We start from the raw sequence: 23,268 nt of genomic DNA, 5'->3' as shown, positions 1-23,268 counted from the left end.
TCGTCGATGATAGGAGCCATCAAAGGCGATTCGAGCGCTTCGTCGGCCTTCCAGCGCCCCACATTCTGCGTTGCCGACCGCAGGAGGACGTCGCGCAGGTTACGGAGATCCTTCCACCCCTCGATCTCTCCGAGGAGAATCTGCTCCAGGCGGAGGGTGTCGGCATAGTCATAGTTGTTGGCGTACGGCGGCGACGTGATCACCGCGTCGGCCCAGCCGTCCTCGACCCCATTGAGAGTCCTGGCATCGGTATGTAGCACCGACGCAGCCACCGGGTCGTCGCCGAGCAGGAAGCGCCTCATCTCCATGTCGGCAGCGAAAGTCTCCCCTGCAGCCTCGAACGCGCTCATCGGCTCGGCGACGCGGCTCTTGGTCTTGTTCGGCAGGACGTACTGCCACTGAGCCGTCCCAGCAGGGGAGCAGGCACGGATGATCGAGACGAACGCGAGCCAGAGGAGCTCGGCGATGCCGTCCCTGCCCTGCTGTTCAAGCACCGCGTCTCGAATCCTCAGCAGATCGTGCAAAGACTCGGCGTCTGGGAAGCACTTACCAATAAGGGGCGCAGTGGGAACCTGGACGGAATGCTCAAGCTCGACAACGCCGAGAACCTCGCGCACACGGTGACGCAACTCGTCGGGGTCCTCTGAATCGCTCCGGGTCTGGTGGAGGCTCTGATCCAACGGAAGGATGCCGAGCATGCCCGCACCACGGAAGTACCCCGACGAGCTCCGCGAACGCGGCACGCGGATGACGCTGGAAGCCCGTCAAGACCCCGCCACGAGGACCGGAGCATTCCGCCGCGTAGGAGAACAGCTCGGGATCAATCCCGAGACGCTGCGCAACTGGGTCCGCCAAGCCGAGATCGACCACGGCCACCGCCCCGGAATCACGACCAGCGAAGCCGCCCGGGTGGCCGAGCTGGAGAAGGAGAACCGTGAACTACGGCGGGCGAACGCGATCCTGCGCTCGGCGTCGGCTTTCTTCGCGGCGGAGCTCGACCGCCCACAGCGCTGATCGTGGACTACATCGACGAACACAAGCACGAATTCGGTGTCGAGCCGATCTGCGCCACACTCTCCGCAGCGGGCACGCAGATCGCACCGAGCACGTACTACGCGGCCAAGACGCGCCCTCCTTCAGTGCGCAGCCTGCGCGATGAGCAGGTGCTCGTGGAAATCCGGCGGGTGCATGAGGCCAACTACGGGCTCTACGGGGCCCGGAAGGTCCACGCACAACTGCGGAGGGAGGGCCTGCAGGTGGCCAGGTGCACGGTGGAGCGGCTCATGCGAGCCGCAGGCCTGCGCGGGATCAGCCGCGCGAAGGGACCGAGGACCACGGTCCCAGGCCGCGGCCCGGATGAGCGTCAAGACCTGGTCCAGCGAGACTTCACCGCGGCGGCTCCGAACCAGCTGTGGGTCGTAAGACATCACCTACTGCCGCACCTTTCAGCGGATGGGTGTACGCCGCGTTCATCATCGACGTGTTCTCCCGCCGGGTGCTGGGCTGGCAGCTGTCGAAGTCGTTGCGCACGGACCTGGCCCTGGACGCGTTGGAGATGGCGTTCTGGACGCGTCAGCGTGCCGGCCAAGACGTGGCCGGGCTACGGCACCACAGTGATAGAGGAGTCCAGTACGTCGCCGTGCGATACACCCAGCGGCTCGCCCAGGCCGGCGCAGTCGCCTCAGTCGGCTCGACGGGGGACTCGTATGACAATGCCCTCGCGGAGGCGTTCAACTCGCTGTTCAAGGCGGAGCTGATCCGGAACAAGGGGCCATTCAAGTCCATCGAGGACCTGGAGATCGCGGTCGCGGAGTACATCGACTGGTTCAACCATCGTCGTGTGCACGGCGAGATCAGGCTGGTCCCTCCGGTCGAGTTCGAGGACGTCTACCATCATGAGAACCCCGTGCCGGCGCCTGCCGGGGCGGCACTTACGAGCCTCTAACAAACCCGGGGCGATTCACTCCGTCCACAGGAGCTTGGCGTTGGCGATGCGAGCAACCATCGGGTGGACCTCGGTGGCGACGGACTCGACTTTCTGCTCCTGCGCCACGAGGGACGTCGTGCCGGAACCGCCGAACGGGTCGAGCACTCTCCGGACGCCCCAGTGTCGCATCAGACCGCTCGCCCAGTCCGCGGATTAGCCGGCGCTATACCGGAACCACCGGTGGACCGGGAGTTTCATGTTGTCGGTGAACGTCGTCGTGTTCCTGGACCCTCCTCGCACATCGAAGAGAAACTCCTGAGTCGACTCCGCAAAAGAAGGCGTGACCAGCGCGCTCACTTCTTGCCACCAGACGTAAGGCCTGTACGGAACTCCACCACGTCGCCGTCCTGCATGACGTAGTCCTTACCCTCCATGCGCGCCCGGCCGCGGGAGCGCGCCTCGGCCACCGACCCGGCGTCGACGAGGTCGTCGAAGCTGATGACCTCCGCCTTGATGAAGCCCTTCTCGAAGTCCGTGTGGATGACCCCGGCGGCCTGCGGGGCCTTCCAGCCCTGACCGATGGTCCAGGCGCGGGCCTCCTTCGGCCCGGCCGTGAGGTAGGTCTGCAGCCCGAGCGTGCGGAAGCCGACCCTCGCGAGCTGGTCGAGGCCGGCCTCGTCCTGCCCGGACTCCGCGAGCATCTCGGCCGCCTCGTCCTGCTCGAGCTCGACGAGCTCGGACTCGAACTTCGCGTCGAGGAAGATCGCCTCCGCGGGAGCCACGAGCTCGCGCAGTCGCGCCTGCATCTCGGCGTCGGCGAGCCCGTCGTCGTCGGTGTTGAAGACGTAGATGAACGGCTTCGTCGTCATCAGCTGGAACGAGGCGAGGATCTCCGGGTCGAGCCCGGCAGCCGAACCGGACGCCGACAGCGTCTCGCCGCGCTCGAGGATCTCGACCGCGGCCTTCGCCGTGGCGAGCACCTCGGGCTCCCCCTTCTTGATCCGGGCCTCCTTCTCGAGGCGCGGGATCGCCTTCTCGAGCGTCTGGAGGTCGGCGAGCACCAGCTCGGTCGTGATCGTCTCGATGTCCGACGCGGGGTCGACCTCGCCGTCCACGTGCACGACGTCCGGGTCGGCGAACGCCCGCGTGACCTGGCAGATCGCCTCGGCCTCACGGATGTTGGCGAGGAACTGGTTGCCGAGCCCCTCCCCCTCGCTCGCACCCTTGACGATGCCCGCGATGTCGACGAAGGACACGGTCGCCGGCAGGATCCGCTCGCTGTCGAAGATGTCGGACAGGACCTGCAGGCGCGGGTCGGGCAGCGGGACCACCCCGACGTTCGGCTCGATCGTCGCGAACGGGTAGTTCGCGGCGAGAACGGTCGCGCGGGTCAGTGCGTTGAACAGGGTCGACTTGCCGACGTTGGGCAGGCCGGCGATTCCGATGGTGAGTGCCACCAGGAGAGTCTAGGTGCGCCGACGGCCCGCACGAGCAGTCCGCCCCTCACGGCCGCCGCGCCTCGATGAGCTCGCGCAGCTCGGCCACGGCGCGCTCGAGATCGGCGACGCTCACCGCCTGCTCGCCGTCCCGGATGTCGACACCAACCTGACCGCCCTGGGTGATGGTCGCCCGCTCCACCTCGGCGGCGGAGTCGGCACCCTGCATGCGCAGGGCGATCGAGAGCTCCTCACGGGTCATGCCGAGCCGGTGCAGCGCCGCGTCGTCGATCCTGCCGTCCTCGGCGAGAACCGTCGAGCGCCCCTCCAGCAGCACCCTGGCCCACTCCCAGCGGGCGGCCAACCGTTCCAGCCCGGCGTTCACCGACACCAGCACGACGATCCCGAGCACCGCGCCGGTCACCGAGAAGTCGTCACCGATGATCGCGTTCTGGATGGCCTCGCTCAGCAGCAGGACCACCACCAGGTCGAGACTGTTCATCTGAGCCAGCATTCGTTTGCCCGCGACACGCACGACGAGGACCACCGCGAGGTAGACGCCCACCGTGCGCAGGATCTTGTCCAGCGGTGGGATCTCCATGACGAGAAGCTCCTGCACGAGCGACTGGCTGACGAGCTCGAGGGTCACGACGGTTCGCCTTCGCCTGCACGCACGGAGCACGGCCGCCGACCTCGGCGATCGTGCCGGAGCGCCAGCCTGGCACCGTTCGCACCGCGCCGCGAGGCGCCTGCCGGAGCGGGACGACCGGGCGGGCACGGTTCGGCGCGAGGTGGCCGGGCAGCGCAGGGTTCGGCACGACGGGCGCCCGGTGTCGGCGGCGCCTGTGACGATGGCGGCATGACGCTCTCGACGCCCGTGCTCGTCCTCGTCGTCCTGCTCTGCCTGGCTGCGGGGGCAGCGCTCGGCGCGGGCGGGCACGCCCTGATCACCGGCCGTCGCGAGTCGGAGCGTGCGCAGGGCACGCACGAGCGGGCCACCACCGACGCGGCAGAGCTGGGCGCGGCCCGCGCCCGTGCGGACGAGCTCGCCGCCCAGGTCGCAGACCTGCGGGAACGCGCCTCGGCCGACGCCGACGTCCTGCAGGCCCTCGCCCCGCTGCGCTCCGGCCTGGCCGACGTCGGGCACCAGGTCCAGCGGCTCGAGCGCGAGCGGGCGGCCCGCGCCGCGGCGCTGGACGAGCAGCTCGCCGCGGCCCGACGGGCGGACGCCGAGCTCGTCGCCGCGACCGGCGAGCTGGGCCGCGCGCTGCGGGCGGGCGGCTCGCGCGGGCAGTGGGGCGAGGTCACGCTGCGGCGCGTCGTCGAGGCGAGCGGGATGCTCGCCCACGTCGACTTCGACACCCAGCGCACCGCGGGCACCATCTCAGGCTCCCGGTCCGGCGCTCGGCCGGATCTCGTGGTCCACCTGCCGGGCGGGCGAACGCTCGCCGTCGACGCCAAGGTCCCGATGGACGCCTACCTCGAGGCGAGCGCGATCGACACCGGTGCGAGGGGCGCGGACGCCGAGCGCCGCGAGCGACTGCTGGCCGCGCACGCGAAGGCCCTGCGCGGGCACGTCGACGCCCTCGCGTCCCGCGGCTATCACGCGGAGCTGCCCGGCAGCCCGGAGCTCGTCGTGCTGTTCCTGCCGTCCGAGCCGCTGCTCGGTGCGGCGCTGGAGGCCGACCCCGGTCTGCTGGAGCACGCCCTGGCACGCGGGGTCGCGCCGACCTCACCGTCGTCACTGCTCGCCCTGCTCCGCGCCGTGGCCGCTGTGTGGAGCGGTGAGAAGGCGGCCGACGAGGCCGGCGAGCTGCTCGAGCTCGGTCGCACGCTCGCCGACCGCCTCGCCACGGTCGCCACGCACCTGGGTCGGGTGGGATCGTCGCTGCGCTCCGCCGTCGGGCACTACAACAGCGCGGTCGGCTCCATCGAGGGGCGCCTGCTCGTGACCGCCCGATCGCTGGAGTCGCTCGGCGCGCGGGACCTCGAGCTGCGCCCGCTGGACGCGGACGACGCGCAGGTGCGGGCCTTCACCGCACCCGAGCTGGCCGAGGCGGACGCGGAGCCGGCCCAGGTGCGGCCCGAGCGCGAGGAACGCGCGGGCTGAGGTGGCCCCTCAGACGTCCCGCTTCTGCGCGATGGCCCAGATCCCGCCGATGAGCGCGACGACACCTCCGACGACGACGGCGTAGAGGCCGATCCCGATGTCGATCATGTCCTGGGCGCCCTGCTCGTCGATCTGGTTCATCGCGTCGACGAGGTCGATCACGCCGATTCCGGCGACGACGAGTGCGAGGATCGCGCTGACGATCCCGACCCAGGCGCGGCCCTTCCCGAGTCCGATGAGCACGCCGCCGACCGCGGCGAGGATCGCGAGCGGGAGGATGAGCACGCCGTCCCTGCCGTCCTCCATGCCGTTGATGGACTCCGACACCCCGAACATCGACACCTCGAGCCAGGGCAGGAAGCAGCCGATCGCCGCGACGACGCCGCCGAGCACGAGGATCCAGCCGGCGATCGGTGTCGAGACGCGCTTACGCGTGCCGGCGCCGTAGCCCTGCGGGGATCCGTACCCCTGCGGAGCGCCGTAGGCCTGGGCACCGTGGAAGCCCTGCTGACCGCCGGGCGCACCGTACGGGGACTGACCTCCGTACGGCGACTGGCCGCCGTAGGGGGAACCCGCCTCGTACGGCGACGGGGCGCCGTACCCGGGCTGGGCGCCGTACCCGGGCTGAGCGCCGTAGCCCGGCTGCGCCCCGTAGCCGGGCGTCCCGCCCTGCTGGGGGTGGTTCCAGCCCTGACCCCCGTACTGCTGATCACTCATCGCGAGACCTCCGCTCCGTCGGTACGTGGCGACCCGGACGGTGGTGCCCGGGTCCGACCGCGCCGCGGCGCAGCCCACTCCCAGGAGCGTAATCCGCGCACGCCGCGCGGCCCCCGCCGAGGGATGGGTACCTCAGGGCGGGGGCTCGCGACGCCCCCACCAGGGCCGGTCCGGCTCGGGGCCGGGTTCCGGCGCGGGCGGGTCAGACCTGCGCGCGGATCAGGCGTTCGACCGGCTCAACCACCTGCGCAGTGCGCGCACCGTGGTCTCGACGACGCCGGTACCGCGCTGGGCGTGCGGCTGGTCGTTGAACGGGGCCACGGCCTGGTTGTGGGCACCCTGGCTCCGGTTCGCGAACGCCTTGCCGCGCGGGTCGAACGTGTGGTCGGACTGCGGCAGGTTCCAGCTCGCGCCGGACCACCGCCCACCGGACCTCTGGGACTCGGACATGTCCTCACCTCCGGACCGCCGCGTGCGGTCGGCCACCTCGACGTGATCCTGACGGTCGCACGCGTGCGAATGACGGTGATTCTACCGCGCGGCAGCGCTGATCGGAATGATTCTCGCTACCGCGCGGCGCGTGCTGCGGACCGCAGCCGGCCACGTCGGCGGGCACGGCGGGCGCGACGCTACCGGGCGGCGCGGGCCCGACGTCACCGGTCGGGCCGAGCCGGCCGCGTCACTCGCCGGCGCGAGCGGCGCGAGCCCGGCGCGGCTGGTCGACCGAGAATCCGGAGGCCTTGAGGTCGGACCGCAGGTTCTTCGGCAGCGAGAACAGCACGTCCTCCGTGGCCGTGCGCACCTCCTCGACCCCGAGGAACCCCAGCTCCTGCAGGCGCAGCACGACGTTGCGCACGAGGATCTCCGGAACCGAGGCGCCCGAGGTGACGCCGACCGACGTCGCACCCTCGAGCCAGGTCGGGTCGAGCTCGTCGGCGGTGTCGACGCGGTAGGCCGCGCCGGCACCGGCCTCGAGGGCGACCTCGACAAGGCGCACGGAGTTCGACGAGTTCGCCGACCCGACGACGATGACGACGTCCGACTCGGGCGCGAGCTTCTTCACCGCGACCTGCCGGTTCTGGGTGGCGTAGCAGATGTCGTCGCTCGGCGGGTCCTGGAGCGCGGGGAACCGCTCGCGCAGCTTGTTCACCGTCTCCATCGTCTCGTCGACGCTGAGCGTGGTCTGCGAGAGCCAGATGACCTGCTCCGGGTCGCGCACCTCGACCTGGTCGACCTCGTGGGGGCCGTTGACGACCTGGATGTGCTCGGGCGCCTCGCCGTACGTGCCCTCGACCTCCTCGTGGCCGTCGTGGCCGATGAGGAGGATGTCGAAGTCGTCGCGGGCGAAACGCACGGCCTCCTTGTGCACCTTGGTCACGAGCGGGCACGTCGCGTCGATGGTCGCGAGGTTCCGAGCGGCGGCCTGGGCGTGGACGGCCGGGGAGACACCGTGGGCGGAGAAGACGACCCGCGCGCCCTCCGGCACCTCGTCGGTCTCGGCGACGAAGATCGCGCCGCGCCTGGACAGGGTCTCGACGACGAACTTGTTGTGGACGATCTCCTTGCGCACGTACACGGGTGCGCCGTACAGCTCGAGGGCCTTCTCGACGGCGTCGACGGCCCGGTCGACGCCGGCGCAGTAGCCGCGCGGGGTGGCCAGGAGGATGCGCTTCCCGTCCGGGGAGTCGAAGGACTCGACCTGCTGCGGGAACGCCGACGCGCCGGCCAGGGACTGGATCGTGTCGGTGTCGGTGGAGGTCACGCCTCCAGGATAGGTGGCCGGCGCAAGGGCCGGCCGGGGAGGAGGCTGCTCTCACACCGCGCGGGCGCCCGGCCCTCGGGTGACCGCTCAGCGCCCCAGCGCGGCACCGCGGAGGCGGCCGATCCCCCACACGAGGAACCCGCAGACGAGCCAGGCGCCCAGCAGCATGGCGGCGGTGCGCAGGAAGTCCGAGGCACCCGGGTCGAGGAAGGGGTAGAGCGGGTACCCCAGACGGTCGGACTGCCACATGTACACGGCGAGGTAGCCGAACATCGGCAGCACCCACAGCACGGGCCAGAAGCCCGGCACGCGGTCCTGGTTGCGGCCCACGACCAGCCAGTCGAGCACCATCGCGGCCGGCAGCACGAGGTGGACGACGAGCGAAAGGCGGTCCTCGAGCGATCCCTCGAGGACGCCGACGAAGATGACGGCGGTCATCACCGAGTACGTCGTCACCAGCCCGCGGAACCATCCGTGCCGGCCCTCGAGCCGGTGCCGGGCGGAGCCGGGCGAGAGTGCCCGCAGCACGGACGCGGCCATGACCAGCGCCACGAGGATCGTGCTCACCGTGGTGAAGAACGACAGCTGGTCGAGCAGCCCCGGCCATCCGCCGACCTCGTAGGTCGGGACGAGCAGCTCGTACACGGCCCAGATCGCGACCGCCGCCACGGCGAGGCGCCAGAGGACAGAGATCGCCACGACGCCCCCGTTCGCGGGAGGGAGCCCTCTGCGCCCCCCGAGGCTCTGCGGGCCCCGGTACGGGACCGCACCCGACGGCGGCCGGCCGGCTGCGTGCGGCGCTCCGGGTCCGTAGGGCGAGCCCGGCGCATGTCCGGGACCGGGCGCGTAGGGCGGGCCGGGGGCGTGTCCTCGACCGGGCGGGGGCACTGCTGCCGCCGGCCCCCACCCGGGTCCCGGCGCGGGCTCGGACAGGGCGGGGAGCTCGGCGGTGGTCACGCGCGCCTCCGGATCCTGCGGGGTCGCGGCCGAGTCGAACCGGGCGGCCCCGCCGGGGCGGGGCTCCGGGGCGACCGGGGCCATGGCCTCGGTCCGCGCCGGATCCTCGGACACGGGGCGGCTACCCGTGCCCGCCGGCGGACGGCCCGACGACCCGCCCCTCGAGGCGCGCACCTGAGCGGCCATGGAGCCCGGGACGGCGACGGTCGGGTCGATGTCGTCCTCGTCGTGCGGGTGCGTCATGTCGGTTCCTCGTCGGTCGTCGTCGCTGTGGTCCGACGTCGAGCGTAGGCATCCCGGCCGTTCCCGGCAGGCCGCGGCGCGGACCGAACGCACGCGCAGGGGCTCGGTGCGACGATGGGGCCATGGCAGACAACCTTCTCGCGCCCGACCCCGTCCGTCTCCCCGAGGACGGCCCCGACGCGGCCGCCTCCGCCGCGCTCGAGGCCGGCACCGACCCCCGCGAGGTCGCGGCCGCCAACCCCGCCTCGTCCCTGGCCTGGGCCACGCTGTCCGGCTCCGCCCTCGACGGCGACCCGGTCGCCGCGTACGCGTTCGCCCGCACCGGCTACCACCGTGGGCTGGACGCGCTGCGCAAGGGCGGCTGGCGCGGCCAGGGCCCGGTCCCGGCCTCCCACGCACCCAACCGCGGCGTGATCCTCGCCGTGCTCGCGCTCCGCGAGGCAGCCCGGGCGATCGGCGAGACGCCGGAGGTCGAGCGGCTCTCCGCCCTGGCGGACGACTTCGACCCCGACGCCGAGGCGATCCTCGCCCGCGCGTGACCACGGGCGACGCCGGCGAACGCGCGCCGCTGCCGGCCACCGCGGCCGCGACGACGCCGGAGGCTCCGTGGCCGGTCCGTCTGCTGTCGCAGAAGATCGCGGACTACGTCGACCGCATGTCGGCGCTGTGGGTCGAGGGCCAGCTCGTCGAGGTCAACCGCCGGCCGGGGGCGCGCACCGCGTTCCTCACGATGCGCGACACCGACGCGGAGATGTCGCTGCGCATCTCCATCGCGGCACGCGCCCTGCCGGCCGAGGTCGCGCCAGGTGCCCACGTCGTCGCGCACGCGAAGCCGAGCTTCTGGACGAAGAACGGGAGCTTCAACCTCTGGGCCGACGACCTGCGGGCGATCGGCGTCGGCGGCCTGCTCGCGCGCATCGAGGCCCTCCGGAAGGTCCTCGCCGCCGAGGGGCTCTTCGACGACTCGCGCAAGCGGCCGCTGCCGTTCCTCCCCCGCGCCGTCGGGCTCGTCTGCGGCCGCGACGCCAAGGCGAAGGACGACGTCCTCACCAACGCGCGCCTGCGCTGGCCGGCCGTCCGGTTCGAGGTCCGGGAGGTGGCCGTCCAGGGCGTGAGCACGGTCCCCGAGGTGAGCGCCGCGCTCGCCGAGCTCGACGCGATCGACGAGGTCGACGTCGTCGTCGTGGCTCGCGGCGGCGGGTCGGTCGAGGACCTCTTCCCGTTCTCCAACGAGGCACTCGTGCGCGCGGTCGCCGGGTGCCGGACGCCGGTCGTCTCGGCGATCGGGCACGAGGGCGACTCGCCCCTGATCGACCTCGTCGCCGACGTGCGCGCGTCGACGCCGACGGACGCCGCCCGCCGGGTGGTCCCGGACTTCGCACGGGAGAGCGCCGGCGTGGCCGACGCGCGCGAGCGGGTCCGCCGCGCGGTCGTCGCCCGGCTCGAACGGGCCGGTGCCGAGCTCGCGACGCTGCGCGGCCGCCCCGTCCTCGCCAGGCCCGAGAGCATGCTGGAGGGCCCGACCGCCGAGGTCGTCGCCCTGCGCGGCCGCAACCGAGGGGCGTTCGACGGGCGGCTCACCGCCGCCTCGGCCGAGCTCGCCCGGGCGCACGGCGGCCTGCTCGCCCTGTCCCCGGCGTCGACGCTGGCACGCGGGTACGCGGTGCTCCGGCGGCAGGACGGCACGGTGGTACGGGACCAGGCCGAGGTCGTCGCCGGCGACCGGCTCGAGGCGATCCTCCACGCCGGCCGGCTCGGCGTCGAGGTCGTCGCCACCCGCGAGGTGTAGTTGACTGACCGGGTGAACGTCCGGATGCAGCACCCCGACTCCCTCGACCCTCAGCGCCAGGCGCGGCCACCTGCCGAGGCGGGGCCCACCGCCGACGACTCCGCCCCGACGGCCCCGGCGACGGGCGACGGGGCCGCCGACGACGGTGTCGACCAGCTCACCTACGAGCAGGCTCGCGACGAGCTCGTCGGCGTCGTGAGGCGCCTCGAGTCCGGTGAGCTCCCCCTGGAGGAGGCGCTGCGGCTGTGGCAGCGGGGCGAGGCCCTCGCGGACCGGTGCCAGGACTGGCTCGACGGCGCCCGCCGGGCCCTCGACGAGGCGCGCGGGGATCGGGGCGACGAGGCGGACGACGCCGGGACCACCCCCGCGGACGGCCGCGCATGACCGCGCACCCCACCCCGGGCGAGGCCTGGGCCCGCCTCCGTCAGGGCAACCACCGGTTCGTCGCCGACACCATGGAGCACCCGGACCAGTCCGCCGCGCGGCGCACGGAGGTCTCGGTCGACCAGACCCCGTTCGCGGTCGTCCTGGGGTGCTCGGACTCCCGGGTCGCCGCTGAGCTCGTCTTCGACCAGGGGCTCGGCGACCTGTTCGTCGTGCGCACGGCCGGGCACGTGCTCGACACCACCGTCATCGGGTCGATCGAGTACGGGGTCGGCATCCTCGGCATCCCGCTGATCGTCGTGCTCGGCCACGACTCGTGCGGGGCGGTCGGTGCCGCGGTCAAGGCGCTGACCACCGGCCGGATGCCGACCGGGTTCGTGCGCGCCGTCGTCGACCGGGTGATCCCCTCGCTCGTCACGCGCGCCGTCCTGCCGGGCGAGACCCCCGACGGCGAGGCGGCCCCGGCCGGCGCCGAGGGGACGCCGACCGACGACGACTCCCGGCTCACGCTGCCGCCGGCGGGCGACCTGCGCCGTCAGCACGTCCGCTCGACCGTGGAGATGCTCGTCGACTACTCGGCCATGGTGCGCCAGTCGATCGCTGCCGGCGAGACCGCCGTCGTCGGGGTGGAGTACACGCTCGCCGAGGGGACCGCGATGCTCGTCGACGTCGTGGGGGACGTCGGTGAGGCCCCGCTCGCCACGGGCGCTGCCGCCGGCTGACCCGCCCGGCGTCCGGGCCCGTCAGACCTCGTAGTTCTCCAGCAGGTCGGTGACCAGGGCGGCGACCGCGGACCGCTCGGACCGGGTGAGGGTGACGTGCGCGAAGAGCTCGCGCCCCTTGAGCGCCTCGACCACGGACGCGATGCCGTCGTGCCGCCCCACCCGGAGGTTGTCCCGCTGGGCGATGTCGTGCGTGAGGACCACCCGGGAGTTCTGCCCGATGCGGGACAGCACGGTCAGCAGCACGTTCCGCTCGAGGGACTGGGCCTCGTCGACGATGACGAACGCGTCGTGCAGGGAGCGTCCGCGGATGTGGGTCAGCGGCAGGACCTCGAGGAGGTTGCGGCCCATGACCTCCTCGACGACCTGGGAGTCGACGACGGCGCCGAGCGTGTCGTAGACGGCGTCCGCCCACGGGTTCATCTTCTCGGCCTCGGTGCCGGGCAGGTAGCCGAGCTCCTGACCACCGACGGCGTACAGCGGGCGGAACACGAGGATCCGCTTGTGCTCGCGGCGCTCGAGCACCGCCTCCAGGCCCGCGCACAGGGCGAGCGCCGACTTGCCGGTGCCCGCCCGGCCCCCCAGGGAGACGATCCCGACGTCGGGGTTGACGAGGTGGTCGATCGCCACGCGCTGCTCGGCCGAGCGACCGCGCATCCCGAAGATCTCCCGGTCGCCGCGCACGAGCGTGAGCCGACCGCCGGCCGAGGTCCGCGCGAGGGCGGAGCCGCGCGGGGAGTGCAGGACCACGCCGGTGTTGACGGGCTGCTCGAGCAGGTCGCCGGGGGTGGCGAGGTCGGCGACCTCGAGCGCCTCGGCGCTCCACAGGTCGGACATCTCCGACTCGGTGAGGTCCGCCGTCGTCATCCCGGTGTAGCCCGAGTCGACGACCTGCCCCGCGCGGTACTCCTCGGCGTCGAGGCCGACCGCCGAGGCCTTGACCCGCATGGGCAGATCCTTGGACACCACCGTGACGGCGTTGCCCTCGGCGGCCAGGTTCGCGGCGACGGCGAGGATGCGCGTGTCGTTGTCGCCCAGGCGCAGCCCCGACGGCAGGACCGCGTCGTTGGAGTGGTTGAGCTCGACCCGCAGCGTGCCGCCGTCGGTGCCGACCGGGACCGGCCGGTCGAGGTGGCCGTGCCGGACCCGCAGCCCGTCGAGCATGCGCAGCGCGGCGCGGGCGAAGTAGCCGAGCTCGCTGTGGTGACGCTTGGCCTCGAGCTCGGTGACGACGACGACCGGCAGGACGACGTCGTGCTCGGCGAACTTCGTCATCGCGCGGGGGTCCGACAGCAGGACCGACGTGTCCAGGACATAGGTGCGCAGCGCGGTGCCCTGGGGCTCCGGGACGCCGAGCTCTGCGGCGACCTCGCTCCCGGTGCTGGTGACGGCCTCGGACGCGGTGTGCTGGGCGGCGGTGGTGCTCACGTCGTGCTCCCTCCGGCGCAGGTGCGCGGGTCAGGACCCTCGGCCGGGCACGCGATGCGCCGGCCTCGGACTCGGGGCGGGCGGACGGCCCACGGGGGCCGGCCGGCCCCCGTCGTGCGCAACGTGTGCGCCATGGGCGACCTCCCGGAGGACGGCGGTCGTGCCGTCCGTCGGACACGAAACTACGCCGCGCCCGGCCCCGGGGGCGGAAGGCTCGCGCGCGCGTCGAGCAGGTTCGTCAACTGTTCACGTGAGCGACACGCGGGTGTCATGGAGGTCACGGGTCAGCGGCGTCGACCGCACTCCCGGCGGAGGCGTTCAGCGGCCGAGACGGCGCTCGCGGTGGGAGAAGTCGCGCAGCGCCCGCAGGAGGTCGACGCGCCGGAAGTCCGGCCAGAACGCCTCGCAGAAGTACAGCTCGGAGTGCACCGACTGCCACAGGAGGAACCCGCCGAGGCGCTGCTCGCCGGAGGTGCGGATCAGCAGGTCGGGATCGGGCTGACCCGAGGTGTACAGGTGCCCGTCGATGTCCGCCACGGTGAGGCTCGCGGCGACCTCCTCCAGCGAACGACCCTCCGCGGCGCGCTCCGCGAGGAGCGAGCGCACGGCGTCGGCGATCTCCTCGCGACCGCCGTACCCCACGGCGATGTTCACCACGAGACCGTCCCCGACCGGCGAGGCGGCCGCGCGCAGCCGGTCGGCGATGTCGGCGGGCAGCAGGTCCAGGGAACCGACGAGGCGGACGTTCCACCGCGCGGTCGCCCCGATCGAGGCGACGGAGCCCACGATGATCTCCAGCAGGTCGGCGACCTCGGCCGGGTCGCGCCGCAGGTTGTCCGTGGAGAGCATCCACAGCGTGACGACCTCGACGCCGACGTCCTCGCACCACTCGAGCAGCTCGTGGACCTTGTCCGCGCCCCGACGATGGCCGTCGGCGGTCTGCGCCCCGACCGACCGGGCCCACCGCCGGTTCCCGTCGAGCATGACGCCGACGTGCTTCGGCATCCGCGACCGGTCGATCTCGCCGAGGAGGCGGCGCTCGTACAGCGAGTACAGCACGTCGCTCGAGCGCACCGTCCACCTCCGTCCGATCGTCGCCGGGTGCGACATACCCGGCAGCGTAGCGACCGTGGCGAGGGAGTCGCGCCACGGCACGTCCACGCGGCGGCATCCGTCCTTCCACCCCTACCTACAGTCCTGTAGGTTGAGTCGCATGAGCCTCGCCCAGGGCGGCCCCGCACCGGTGGACCGTGGCGCGCCCGCACCGGCGCCGCCGCGCCCGGTCAAGCCGCTCGCCCGCGGATGGATCCACCTCGTCACGGCGCCGCTCGCGTTCGTCGTGGGCCTTGCGCTCGTCGCCACCGCTCCCACCCTCGGCGGGCGGATCGCGTGCGCAGTCTTCGCTCTCACCGCCGTCCAGTTGTTCGCGACCTCGGCGGTCTACCACCGGGGCGTATGGAACGACCGGCTCGGCGTGCTCCTGCGCCGGCTCGACCACACCAACATCTTCCTGCTCATCGCCGGCACCTACACGCCGCTCGCGGTCATGCTCCTGCCGGCCCGCACGGCGACGGTCCTGCTCGCGGTCGTCTGGGGCGGCGCGCTGCTCGGCACGCTGAGCCGGCTGTTCTGGCTGTCCGCGCCGCGCTGGGTCTACACACCGGTGTACGTCGCCCTCGGCTGGGTCGCGGTGTGGTTCATGCCGGACTTCTGGCGTGCGGCCGGCCCCGGGGTCGTCGTCCTGCTCGTCGTGGGCGGCCTGGCGTACACCGCCGGTGCGGTGGTCTACGCGCTCAGACGCCCGGACCCGGTCCCGCGTGTGTTCGGGTTCCACGAGATCTTCCACGTCGGCACCGTGATCGGGTGGGCCTGCCACGCGGGTTCGGTCGCGCTCGCCTCCCTCGCCGCGGCCGGCGCCCACTAGGGTCGGAGGCCCACCTCGACAAGGAGCTCACCGTGGCCGACGACCTCGCCTGGACCGCACCGCCCGCCGGCCTCCTCAGGCCCGGCCCCGACTTCGACCTCGCGACGTTCGACCGGGCGTCGACCCCGGGGTTCGACGGCGGCAAGGCCGACGGCAAGGCGCTGACCGCCGAGCGCGGCCTGCTCATGTCCGAGCTGCAGGAGCGGCTGTTCGCCGAGGGACGCTCCGGCGGCGAGCGCTCGGTCCTGCTGGTCCTCCAGGGGCTCGACACCGCGGGCAAGGGCGGGATCGTGCGGCACGTCATGGGCATGGTCGACCCGCAGGGGATCGATCTGCACTCGTTCGGCGTCCCGACCGAGGAGGAGAAGCGGCACAACTACCTGTGGCGGATCCGCCGGGCGCTCCCCCGGCCGGGCCGCATCGGCGTCTTCGACCGCTCGCACTACGAGGACGTGCTCGTGGCGCGCGTCGACCAGCTCGTCGAGGAGGAGGTGTGGCGCCGCCGTTACGCCGAGATCAACCGGTTCGAGCGCACCGTCACGTCCCGGGGCACGACCATCGTCAAGGTCGCCCTCATGGTCTCGAAGCAGGAGCAGGGGCTGCGGCTGCTCGAGCGGCTGGACCGCCCCGACAAGCACTGGAAGTACAACCCCAGCGACGTCGCCACCCGCAAGAAGTGGGACGACTACCAGGAGGCGTACTCCGACGTCCTGGCCCGGACGAACACCGACATCGCTCCGTGGCACGTGATCCCGGCGGACAAGAAGTGGTACGCGCGCCTCGCCGTGACCGAGCTGGTCACCCAGGCGCTCATCGACCTGGACCCACGGTGGCCGCGCCCCCGATGGCGGGTCGCCACGCAGGTCGCCGCGCTGCTGCGCACGATGGACCCGGAGAACGTGCCCACGGACGACGAGCGCAGCGAGACCGTCGAGGACTCGCTCGCCGACGAGCGGGAGTTCGCCGAGGCGGTCGCGGGCGCTACGCCCTCCGCGGCGCCGGCCCCCGAGAAGGGGTCCGGTGGCAGCGAGGACGCGAGGTCGGACGGGAAGAACGACAAGAAGAAGGACAAGAAGAAGGACAAGAAGAAGGACAGCAAGAAGAAGGACAAGAAGAAGGACGGGAAGAAGAAGGGCGGCAAGAAGTCCGACAAGAAGTAACGGCCATCACACGTTTCGGCGTCCCGATCATGTGATGTCGGCCCATCACGTCAGTTGACCCGGCTTTCGGACTACCCACGGGGACACGAGCACGAGAACATGTGTCCGTGTGCGCGACCGACGCACCACGCCCCCAGGAGGACACCATGTTCGTTGCCGACGCCCCGCCCGCCGACCTCGCGGTCGACCAGTCCCAGATCGTGCTCGTCGAGCTGTCGGGCGCCGCCCGCACGGCCGGCGACTCGGAGCTCACGGTTCTGGTCGAGCCCGAGACCGACCCCGCAGCGCTGCCGCTCGCCGCCGCCGACGACACGTCCGCCACCCCCGACTCGGGCAAGGGCAAGCCGGGCAAGATCGGCATCCGCTGGCCCTGATCCTCACCCGACGACGGAGCGCGCGAGAGGGCGAGGACGCCTACCTCTCGGCTCCGCCGGCCGGGCCGGACGCGTCGTCACTCTGCCCGGCCGGCCCCGGTCCGGGGTCGCTCCCGTCCGCCCCCGGGCCGGAGCCGGCCTCGTCCGGGCCTCGGTCACGACGGTCGGCCGCCTCCTGAGCGGCGCGCACGCGTGCGTTCTGGTCGACCCTGCGCATCGTGCGCACCACCAGCACGCCGAGCACGACGATGACCGCGGCCAGCGCGAAGAAGGCGAAGAAGCCCTCGATGCCGGGCGAGACGTCCCACGGCTGCAGCTCGCCGGACGGTGTCTCGGCCCCGGCGAGCCAGGCGACCGTCGCGTCGGGCGCGCCCCCCGGCCTCACCGCGTGGTCCGGTCGCGCCCGTGCCCGGTGCCGACCGCGTCGGAGTCGGTTCCGCCGTCGGCGAGATCGGCCCCGACCACGACGACGGGCGCACCCTGCGGCAGCCCGTCCGGCACGACCCCGGCGAACAGGTCCTCCTCGACCTCGTCGGGGACCTGCACCCGGGCGAGGACGAGCTCGAACTCCTCGACCGGCCACACCTCGGCCTCCAGGTCGCGCGGGACCGAGAAGAAGAACCCGTCCGGGTCGATCTGCGTGGCATGCGCACGCAGCGCCGCGTCCCGGGCGGCGAAGTGCTCGGCCACCTGGATGCGGGCCGTCGCGTCGCGCCGTTCGCGCCCCATGTCCCGGTCACGCTCCTCGCGACGCTCGATCCACTCGGCGAACGGCGACTCCCCACCGCGGGCGAGGAGCGCGTCGTGGACGGCCTGGATGCGCCCGCCCGAGAACGAGACGTCGTAGTACACCTTCTGCACGGCCCACGGCTCGCCCGCGTCGGGGAACCGGTCGGGATCCGCGGCGGCGTCGAAGGCGAGCATCGAGATCTCGTGTACCCGCACGTGGTCGGGGTGCGGATAACCGCCGTTCTCGTCGTAGGTCGTCAGCACGTGGGGGCGGAACTCACGGATCTGCGCCACGAGCGCCCCGACCACGACCTCGTCGGGCTCGAGCGCGAAGCATCCCTCGGGCAGTGGCGGCAGCGGGTCACCCTCGGGCAGCCCGGAGTCGACGAAGCCGAGCCACGCGTGCTCCACGCCCAGCGCGTCCGCGGCGGCCGCCATCTCCTGCACGCGCAGCTCGGACATGTTGGCCTCGACGTCGGGGTCGCCCTGGAGCCTGGGGTTGAGGACGGAACCTCGCTCGCCGCCGGTCGCCGTGACGACGCGCACCCGGTGCCCCTCGGCGGCGTACCGGGCCATCATCGCGGCACCCTTGCTGGCCTCGTCGTCGGGATGGGCATGCACGGCCATCAGCCGGAGCGGGCTGGTCGTCACGTCGGTACTCCTCGTCTGGTGCGGTCCGCGGGGCGCGGCCCGGACGGCGGACCGCCGTCGGGGACAATGGTCCAACACCCGACCCCCGGTGCGCGAACGGCCCCGGGTGTCGGACCCACGACGGAAGCGTAGGCATGACGAACAGGACGACGCCGGGCGGGACCGATGAGGGACCGGACACGCCACGCGGGCACGGCGCCCCGGCCATCGACCCCGACCTCGTGCGCCGACGCTACGGGCGGGCTCGGCCGGGCGGGTCCCGGCGCGCGCAGTGGCTCGTCCCGCTCGTGGGCGCCCTCGTCCTGGTCGCGGGCGCGGTCGGGATCAGCCTGGCGATGAACCAGGAGGAGGACGTCCTGGTCGAGCACGTCGGGTACACGGTGACCCGGCCGGACGAGGTCGAGGTGCGGTTCGTCGTCGTGGCCGAGCCCGGGACCGAGGTGGTGTGCACGCTCCGCGCGGTCAACGTGGACTTCACCGAGGTCGGGGTCCGCGAGGTGCACATCGGTCCGGTCGTGGAACGACGCACGGCGGCCGTCGAGCCGATCGTCACCTCGGAGCGCGCGGCGTCGGGGCACGCCGAGTCGTGCCGGCCGGCCGGATGATCCGCCCTGGCCGCAGCCGTGACGCGGTCCACTCCTGCGGGCGTGGATCGGTGTCATGGTGCTAGAATGGCCGCTTCACTCACCGCCCGGACCCACCTGGGGCCGGGCGGTTTCCGTCCGTCGCCGCGCGGCGGGCACCGCCACACGACTGTAAGGAGCCGTGATGTCCCAGCAGACCGGGACCACCTGGCTGACCCAGGAGGCCTACGACCGTCTCAGCGCCGAGCTCGAGGAGCTGTCGGGGCCCGGTCGGCAGGAGATCGCCGAGCGAATCGAGCAGGCCCGCTCCGAGGGTGACCTCAAGGAGAACGGTGGCTACCACGCGGCTCGCGAGGAGCAGGGCAAGCAGGAGGCCCGCATCCAGCAGCTGACCGCGCTCCTGCGCACCGCCCAGGTCGGCGAGCCGCCCGCGGACGACGGCGTCGTCGAGCCGGGCATGGTCATCACCGCGAAGATCGCGGGCAAGAAGCGCACGTTCCTGCTCGGCTCGCGCGAGGCCGCCGAGGGGCTGGACGTCGAGGTCTTCTCGGAGTCCTCGCCGCTGGGCCAGGCCGTGCTCGGTCGCAGCGCCGGCGAGACCACCTCCTACGAGGCGCCCAACGGGGCGACGATCACCGTCGACCTCGAGACCGTCAAGCCGTTCACGGTCTGACGCAGCACCGCACCGCCGCGCGGACCTGGACCCGGTCCGGGCGCGAGCACCCCGTCGGGCCCGGTCGCCACGCGCGACCGGGCCCGATGCTCAGCCGTCGAGGACCTGGGTGCCGTCGGCGGCCAGAGCGGCGCGGATCTCCTCCCCGTGCTCGGGGCCCTTGGTCTCGACCTCGACGCTGATCTCCACCTCGTCGACCGCGAGGCCCGGTGCGGTGCGCGAGTGCTCGACCGACGCGACGTTCGCGCCCAGGTCGCCCAGGAGGGCGAGGATCCCGGCGAGGGTGCCCGGGGCGTCGGGCACGCGCACGCGCAGCGACACGAAACGTCCGGCCGAGGCCAGGCCGTGCCGCACCACCCGTAGGAGCAGCAAGGGGTCGACGTTTCCCCCGGAGAGCACGACGACGGTCGGTCCGTCGGAGAAGTCGCGCGGCCGGCCGGTGACCGCGGCGACGCCGGCAGCGCCGGAGGGCTCGACCACGAGCTTGGCGCGCTCGACCATGAGGAGCAGCGCGCGGGAGAGCTCCTCCTCCCCCACCGTGCGCACGTCCTCCACCAGCGCGTGGACGATCCCGAAGGGCACGGTTCCAGGCGTCCCGACGGCGATGCCGTCCGCCATCGTGCGCACCTCGGTCAGCGGCACCGGCCGACCGTCGGCGAGCGAGGCCGGCCAGGCGGCCGCCTTCGCCGCCTGGACACCGACCACTCGGACCCCGGGTCGCACGGCGTGCGCCGCGGCCGCGATCCCCGCCAGGAGACCGCCTCCGCCGGTGGGGACGACGATCGTCGCCACGTCCGGGACCTGCTCGAGGATCTCCAGGCCCACGCTGGCCGCGCCGAGCACGATGTCGATGTGGTCGTAGGGGTGGATGAGCGTGCGGCCGGACGCCGCGCAGTCGTCCTCCGCCTCGGCGAGGCAGTCCATGAGGTGCCGGCCCGTGAGGACGACCTCCGCGCCGTAGGCCCGGGTGGCCTCGACCTTGGGCAGGGCCGCGTCCGCCGGCATGTAGATCCGGGCCGGGACGCCCAGCTCCCGGGCGGCCAGCGCCACGCCCTGGGCGTGGTTCCCGGCCGAGGCGGCGATGACGCCCCGCTCGCGCTCGGCCGCGTCCAGCCGACCGAGCCGCACCGCGGCACCGCGGATCTTGAACGAGCCGGTCCGCTGCAGGTGCTCGGCCTTGAGGTGCACCGGGGCCCCGGTGTGCTCCGCCAGGGACCCGAAGGACAGCACCGGCGTCTCGCGCGCGACGGGCCGCACGATCGCCCGGGCCGCGTCGAGCTCGTCGAGGGTGGGCAGCCCGGGAGGCAGCTCGGCGGGCTCGGCGGTCATGTCAGCGTCCTCCTGGGGATCGGTCGTCGTCGGCTCGACCGGCGTCCGGCACGTCCGTCGGGTCGGGCCCGTCAGGGTACTGGCCCGCGCCCGCGCTGAAGACGTCCGCGAAGGGCTCCTCCTCGGGCTCGTCCGCCGTCGGGGCGTACTCCAGCACCGCGGACGGCGGGCCGCCCGTGCGACGGACGTCCACGGCCAGGTGGGGCTGCGGGTCGCGGCCGGCGAGGTAGAGGCCGACCGAGTTGACGACCGCCACCACCGGCACGGCGAACAGCGCCCCGACGAGCCCTGCCACGGCGGTGCCGCCGGCCACGGCGAGCAGGACGGCGATCGGGTGCAGCTGGACGGCGCGCGACTGGATGACCGGCTGGAGGACGTGGCTCTCGATGAACTGCACGAGCAGGACGGCGCCGAGCATGGCCAGCGCGATGTAGAAGCCGGAGTCGACGACCGCGACGAGCACCGCGACGGTGCCGGACACGAGGGCACCGATGATGGGGATGAAGGCGCCCAGGAAGACGAGGATCGCGATCGGCAGGGCGAGCGGCACGCCGAGGAGCGCAGCGGCCAGGCCGATCCCGACGGCGTCGACGAAGGCGACGAGGATCTGGCCGCGCGTGTACCCGCTGACCGTGTACCAGGCCCGGATGCCTGCCTCGTGGATCGTCGGACGCGCGCGCGTGGGCGTCAGCCGCACCGCCCAGCTCCACAGCGAGCGGCCGTCGGACAGGAAGAAGAAGGTGCAGAAGATCGCGATGAAGAACCCGGCGAGCACCTCGACGACGGACGAGGTCACCGTCAGCACCCCCGTCGCGAGGAACTCCGAGTTGTCCTGGAGGGTCTGGCCGCCCTGCTCCATCGCCGCGTCGATGTCCGTCTGGTCCAGCCCGAGCGGGCCGGTGCCGAGCCAGGAGACGAGCTGGTCGAAACCCGCGAGGGCCTCGTCCGCGAGCCGCTGGAAGCCCGAGGCGATCGACTGCCCCGCGAGCGCGAGGAGCCCGACGACGAGGACGACGAGGACCAGCAGCGACGTCAGCGCCGCGATGGCCCGGGGGAACCGGAGCCTGCGGCGCAGGAAGGCCGCCACCGGCGCGAGCAGCACGGACAGGAGCATCGCCACCATGAGGGAGACGACGATGGTGCGGAGCTGGACGAGCAGCCACCCGATGATGGCCGCCGCCGCAGTGATGACGATGATCCGCCAGGACCAGGAGGCGACGGCGCGCATCGTCCACGGCACCGTGCGGTCGGGGGCCGCGCGGAGCTCGTCGTCGGCGTCCGCGGCGCCCGAGTCGATGTCGCCCGGGGAGAGCCCCGCCGCGGTGCGGGTGTAGGGCTCGCGCCCCTGCTCGGGCGGCCCGTCCTCCTCGCGTCCGCGTGGCGCCGGGCGCGCGGCGGCAGCCACGGCGGCGGTGGCACGGCGTGAGGTCGACCCCCATACGGAACGGATCGAGCGTGGGAGGCGAACCATGGGCGTCCTTCGTCGTCGGTGGGTGCTTCAGCGTAGTTCGGGAACAACGTCCGCACCGGACCGGTTGGACCGGGCGACGCTCCGCCCGCGACCGCGGGGGGCGCACCGCCGCACGAGGGACCCAGCGCCGCGAGGCGCCCGACCAGGAGAGGGTTCATGAACCTGTTCGCCCGCACCCCACGACCGACCTCGCCGGAGACCGCGCTCCCGGGTCGGTCCTCGCCCGCCTACACGCCGCCCGCGCGCAACATCGTCCTCGACGCTCCCCTGACCGGCCCGTGGCCCGAGGGCACCCGGGAGCTCTACGTCGCCATGGGCTGCTTCTGGGGCGTCGAGCGCATCTTCTGGCGCATCCCCGGGGTCGTCGGCACCGCGGTCGGCTACACCGGCGGCTACACGCCGCACCCCACCTACGAGGAGGTCTGCACCGCGATGACGGGGCACGCCGAGGCCGCCCTCGTGGCCTACGACCCCGCGGTCGTGTCGGCCGACGAGCTGTTCAAGGCCTTCTGGGAGAACCACGACCCGACGACGAAGGACCGCCAGGGCAACGACGTCGGCTCGCAGTACCGCTCAGCGATCTGGTGGACCACCGAGGAGCAGCGCGAGGCCGCCGAGCGCACCCGCGCGACGTTCCAGGCCGCGATCGACGAGGTCGGCGGCGGGGCGATCACCACCGAGATCGAGCCGTTCGGCGACCGCCCGTTCTACGCGGCGGAGGACTACCACCAGCAGTACCTGGAGAAGAACCCGGCCGGCTACTGCAACCACGGTCCCAACGGGCTGACCTGCAACGTCGCCTGACAAGGCCGACGCACCCCGGACGCGAACGCGGGCGGCCCCCCCCTGGGTGGGGGGAGGGGGCTGGTTTAACAAGGGTGGTCCGGGCCTTCAAACG

The 23,268-nt window shown here is 72.9% G+C and carries 25 protein-coding genes, 1 pseudogene and 1 other annotated feature; of the genes and pseudogenes, 12 read left to right on the top strand and 14 right to left on the bottom strand.

The genetic code is table 11. The features are described 5' to 3' along the window. On the bottom strand, nucleotides 1-698 hold a 698-nt coding region (locus ACPYO4_RS11745; RefSeq protein ID WP_425709418.1), incomplete at its 3' end, for a hypothetical protein. On the opposite strand from ACPYO4_RS11745, the pseudogene ACPYO4_RS11740 reads away from it, so the two are divergent. Beyond that, nucleotides 697-1,945 (top strand): annotated as a pseudogene (locus tag ACPYO4_RS11740) (IS3 family transposase). The gene ACPYO4_RS11745 and the pseudogene ACPYO4_RS11740 overlap by 2 nt on opposite strands. Further along, nucleotides 975-1,103: a sequence feature (AL1L pseudoknot), on the top strand. (Overlaps the previous pseudogene by 129 nt.) A 15-nt stretch (nucleotides 1,946-1,960) precedes the next feature. Here ACPYO4_RS11740 and ACPYO4_RS11735 read toward each other — a convergent pair. From ACPYO4_RS11735 to ACPYO4_RS11725, 3 genes are all read right to left on the bottom strand, one after another. Continuing rightward, the gene (locus ACPYO4_RS11735; protein ID WP_242134866.1) at nucleotides 1,961-2,116 is read right to left on the bottom strand and encodes a DNA methyltransferase; all 156 of its coding nucleotides are present in this window, start codon (nucleotides 2,114-2,116) and stop codon (nucleotides 1,961-1,963) included. A gap of 164 nt (nucleotides 2,117-2,280) precedes the next feature. Next, a complete protein-coding gene (gene ychF / locus ACPYO4_RS11730) occupies nucleotides 2,281-3,384 on the bottom strand; it encodes a redox-regulated ATPase YchF (protein ID WP_425709417.1) in 1,104 nt (367 codons plus the stop codon). A 46-nt stretch (nucleotides 3,385-3,430) separates the two neighbouring features. Then, nucleotides 3,431-4,012 (bottom strand): DUF421 domain-containing protein, encoded by a 582-nt coding sequence (locus ACPYO4_RS11725; RefSeq protein WP_425709416.1) that lies wholly within the window; start codon nucleotides 4,010-4,012, stop codon nucleotides 3,431-3,433. A gap of 210 nt (nucleotides 4,013-4,222) precedes the next feature. Here ACPYO4_RS11725 and ACPYO4_RS11720 point away from each other — a divergent pair, with 210 nt between their 5' ends. Continuing rightward, nucleotides 4,223-5,473, top strand: a complete 1,251-nt coding sequence (locus ACPYO4_RS11720) for a DNA recombination protein RmuC (protein WP_425709415.1) — start codon at nucleotides 4,223-4,225, stop codon at nucleotides 5,471-5,473. 9 nt (nucleotides 5,474-5,482) lie between these two features. Here ACPYO4_RS11720 and ACPYO4_RS11715 read toward each other — a convergent pair whose 3' ends face one another. The 4 genes from ACPYO4_RS11715 to ACPYO4_RS11700 all read right to left on the bottom strand — a co-directional run bounded on the left by ACPYO4_RS11715 (nucleotide 5,483) and on the right by ACPYO4_RS11700 (nucleotide 9,152). Next, nucleotides 5,483-6,190 (bottom strand): hypothetical protein, encoded by a 708-nt coding sequence (locus ACPYO4_RS11715; RefSeq protein ID WP_425709414.1) that lies wholly within the window; start codon nucleotides 6,188-6,190, stop codon nucleotides 5,483-5,485. 219 nt (nucleotides 6,191-6,409) lie between these two features. Continuing rightward, nucleotides 6,410-6,640 (bottom strand): hypothetical protein, encoded by a 231-nt coding sequence (locus tag ACPYO4_RS11710; RefSeq protein ID WP_425709413.1) that lies wholly within the window; start codon nucleotides 6,638-6,640, stop codon nucleotides 6,410-6,412. A 229-nt stretch (nucleotides 6,641-6,869) separates the two neighbouring features. Beyond that, nucleotides 6,870-7,919, bottom strand: a complete 1,050-nt coding sequence (locus ACPYO4_RS11705) for a 4-hydroxy-3-methylbut-2-enyl diphosphate reductase (protein ID WP_425709427.1) — start codon at nucleotides 7,917-7,919, stop codon at nucleotides 6,870-6,872. A 120-nt stretch (nucleotides 7,920-8,039) separates the two neighbouring features. After that, the gene (locus ACPYO4_RS11700; protein WP_425709412.1) at nucleotides 8,040-9,152 is read right to left on the bottom strand and encodes a Pr6Pr family membrane protein; all 1,113 of its coding nucleotides are present in this window, start codon (nucleotides 9,150-9,152) and stop codon (nucleotides 8,040-8,042) included. A gap of 122 nt (nucleotides 9,153-9,274) precedes the next feature. Here ACPYO4_RS11700 and ACPYO4_RS11695 point away from each other — a divergent pair, with 122 nt between their 5' ends. Genes ACPYO4_RS11695 through ACPYO4_RS11680 form a run of 4 tightly spaced genes read left to right on the top strand, consistent with a single transcriptional unit; the run spans nucleotide 9,275 to nucleotide 12,047 of the window. After that, nucleotides 9,275-9,691 carry a DUF3151 domain-containing protein gene (locus ACPYO4_RS11695; protein WP_425709411.1) on the top strand — a complete coding sequence of 139 codons (417 nt, stop codon included), beginning with the start codon at nucleotides 9,275-9,277 and terminating at the stop codon, nucleotides 9,689-9,691. Continuing rightward, entirely contained in the window at nucleotides 9,688-10,941 is a 1,254-nt protein-coding gene (gene xseA, locus ACPYO4_RS11690; RefSeq protein WP_425709410.1) for an exodeoxyribonuclease VII large subunit, read from the top strand. Before ACPYO4_RS11695 ends, xseA begins: the two co-directional genes overlap by 4 nt. 12 nt (nucleotides 10,942-10,953) lie before the next feature. Further along, complete coding sequence (locus ACPYO4_RS11685; RefSeq protein WP_425709409.1) at nucleotides 10,954-11,325, top strand: exodeoxyribonuclease VII small subunit; 372 nt, start codon at nucleotides 10,954-10,956, stop codon at nucleotides 11,323-11,325. After that, nucleotides 11,322-12,047: a carbonic anhydrase gene (locus ACPYO4_RS11680; RefSeq protein WP_425709408.1), complete on the top strand. Its 726-nt coding sequence runs from the start codon at nucleotides 11,322-11,324 to the stop codon at nucleotides 12,045-12,047. Before ACPYO4_RS11685 ends, ACPYO4_RS11680 begins: the two co-directional genes overlap by 4 nt. Nucleotides 12,048-12,068: 21 nt before the next feature. On the opposite strand, the gene ACPYO4_RS11675 is transcribed toward ACPYO4_RS11680, so the two are convergent. Beyond that, on the bottom strand, nucleotides 12,069-13,322 hold the full coding sequence (locus ACPYO4_RS11675) for a PhoH family protein (RefSeq protein ID WP_425709426.1): 1,254 nt from the start codon (nucleotides 13,320-13,322) through the stop codon (nucleotides 12,069-12,071). A gap of 471 nt (nucleotides 13,323-13,793) precedes the next feature. Then, entirely contained in the window at nucleotides 13,794-14,585 is a 792-nt protein-coding gene (locus tag ACPYO4_RS11670; RefSeq protein ID WP_425709407.1) for an isoprenyl transferase, read from the bottom strand. Nucleotides 14,586-14,688: 103 nt separating this feature from the next. On the opposite strand from ACPYO4_RS11670, the gene trhA reads away from it, so the two are divergent. The 3 genes from trhA (at nucleotide 14,689) to ACPYO4_RS11655 (ending at nucleotide 16,933) form a co-directional block, all read left to right on the top strand. Next, nucleotides 14,689-15,399, top strand: coding sequence for a PAQR family membrane homeostasis protein TrhA (gene trhA / locus ACPYO4_RS11665; RefSeq protein ID WP_425709406.1), 711 nt, complete (start codon nucleotides 14,689-14,691; stop codon nucleotides 15,397-15,399). Nucleotides 15,400-15,431: 32 nt separating this feature from the next. Beyond that, a complete protein-coding gene (locus ACPYO4_RS11660; RefSeq protein WP_425709405.1) occupies nucleotides 15,432-16,559 on the top strand; it encodes a PPK2 family polyphosphate kinase in 1,128 nt (375 codons plus the stop codon). Nucleotides 16,560-16,705: 146 nt separating this feature from the next. Then, the gene (locus ACPYO4_RS11655; protein WP_425709404.1) at nucleotides 16,706-16,933 is read left to right on the top strand and encodes a hypothetical protein; all 228 of its coding nucleotides are present in this window, start codon (nucleotides 16,706-16,708) and stop codon (nucleotides 16,931-16,933) included. A 40-nt stretch (nucleotides 16,934-16,973) separates the two neighbouring features. Here the strand turns inward: ACPYO4_RS11655 and ACPYO4_RS11650 are convergent, their stop codons facing one another. Beyond that, the gene (locus tag ACPYO4_RS11650) at nucleotides 16,974-17,318 is read right to left on the bottom strand and encodes a hypothetical protein (protein WP_425709403.1); all 345 of its coding nucleotides are present in this window, start codon (nucleotides 17,316-17,318) and stop codon (nucleotides 16,974-16,976) included. After that, complete coding sequence (gene mca, locus ACPYO4_RS11645; protein WP_425709425.1) at nucleotides 17,315-18,289, bottom strand: mycothiol conjugate amidase Mca; 975 nt, start codon at nucleotides 18,287-18,289, stop codon at nucleotides 17,315-17,317. The genes ACPYO4_RS11650 and mca overlap by 4 nt, the downstream gene beginning before the upstream one ends. 158 nt (nucleotides 18,290-18,447) lie before the next feature. Here mca and ACPYO4_RS11640 point away from each other — a divergent pair, with 158 nt between their 5' ends. Beyond that, nucleotides 18,448-18,918 carry a DUF4307 domain-containing protein gene (locus ACPYO4_RS11640; protein ID WP_425709402.1) on the top strand — a complete coding sequence of 157 codons (471 nt, stop codon included), beginning with the start codon at nucleotides 18,448-18,450 and terminating at the stop codon, nucleotides 18,916-18,918. Between the two features lie 163 nt (nucleotides 18,919-19,081). After that, entirely contained in the window at nucleotides 19,082-19,570 is a 489-nt protein-coding gene (greA, locus tag ACPYO4_RS11635) for a transcription elongation factor GreA (RefSeq protein ID WP_425709401.1), read from the top strand. A gap of 90 nt (nucleotides 19,571-19,660) precedes the next feature. Here the strand turns inward: greA and ilvA are convergent, their stop codons facing one another. Further along, on the bottom strand, nucleotides 19,661-20,899 hold the full coding sequence (gene ilvA, locus ACPYO4_RS11630; protein ID WP_425709400.1) for a threonine ammonia-lyase: 1,239 nt from the start codon (nucleotides 20,897-20,899) through the stop codon (nucleotides 19,661-19,663). Between the two features lies 1 nt (nucleotide 20,900). After that, on the bottom strand, nucleotides 20,901-22,370 hold the full coding sequence (locus tag ACPYO4_RS11625) for an AI-2E family transporter (protein ID WP_425709399.1): 1,470 nt from the start codon (nucleotides 22,368-22,370) through the stop codon (nucleotides 20,901-20,903). Between the two features lie 156 nt (nucleotides 22,371-22,526). Between ACPYO4_RS11625 and msrA the strand changes: the two genes are divergently transcribed. Continuing rightward, nucleotides 22,527-23,174 carry a peptide-methionine (S)-S-oxide reductase MsrA gene (gene msrA / locus ACPYO4_RS11620; protein WP_425709398.1) on the top strand — a complete coding sequence of 216 codons (648 nt, stop codon included), beginning with the start codon at nucleotides 22,527-22,529 and terminating at the stop codon, nucleotides 23,172-23,174. The last annotated feature ends 94 nt before the right edge of the window (nucleotides 23,175-23,268 follow it).

The sequence above is a fragment of the Georgenia sp. Z1491 genome (assembly GCF_049856175.1).
GTDB lineage: Bacteria > Actinomycetota > Actinomycetes > Actinomycetales > Actinomycetaceae > JB111.
Note: the sequence above shows the minus strand (reverse complement) of the source record. Positions and strands in the feature narration are given on the sequence as shown.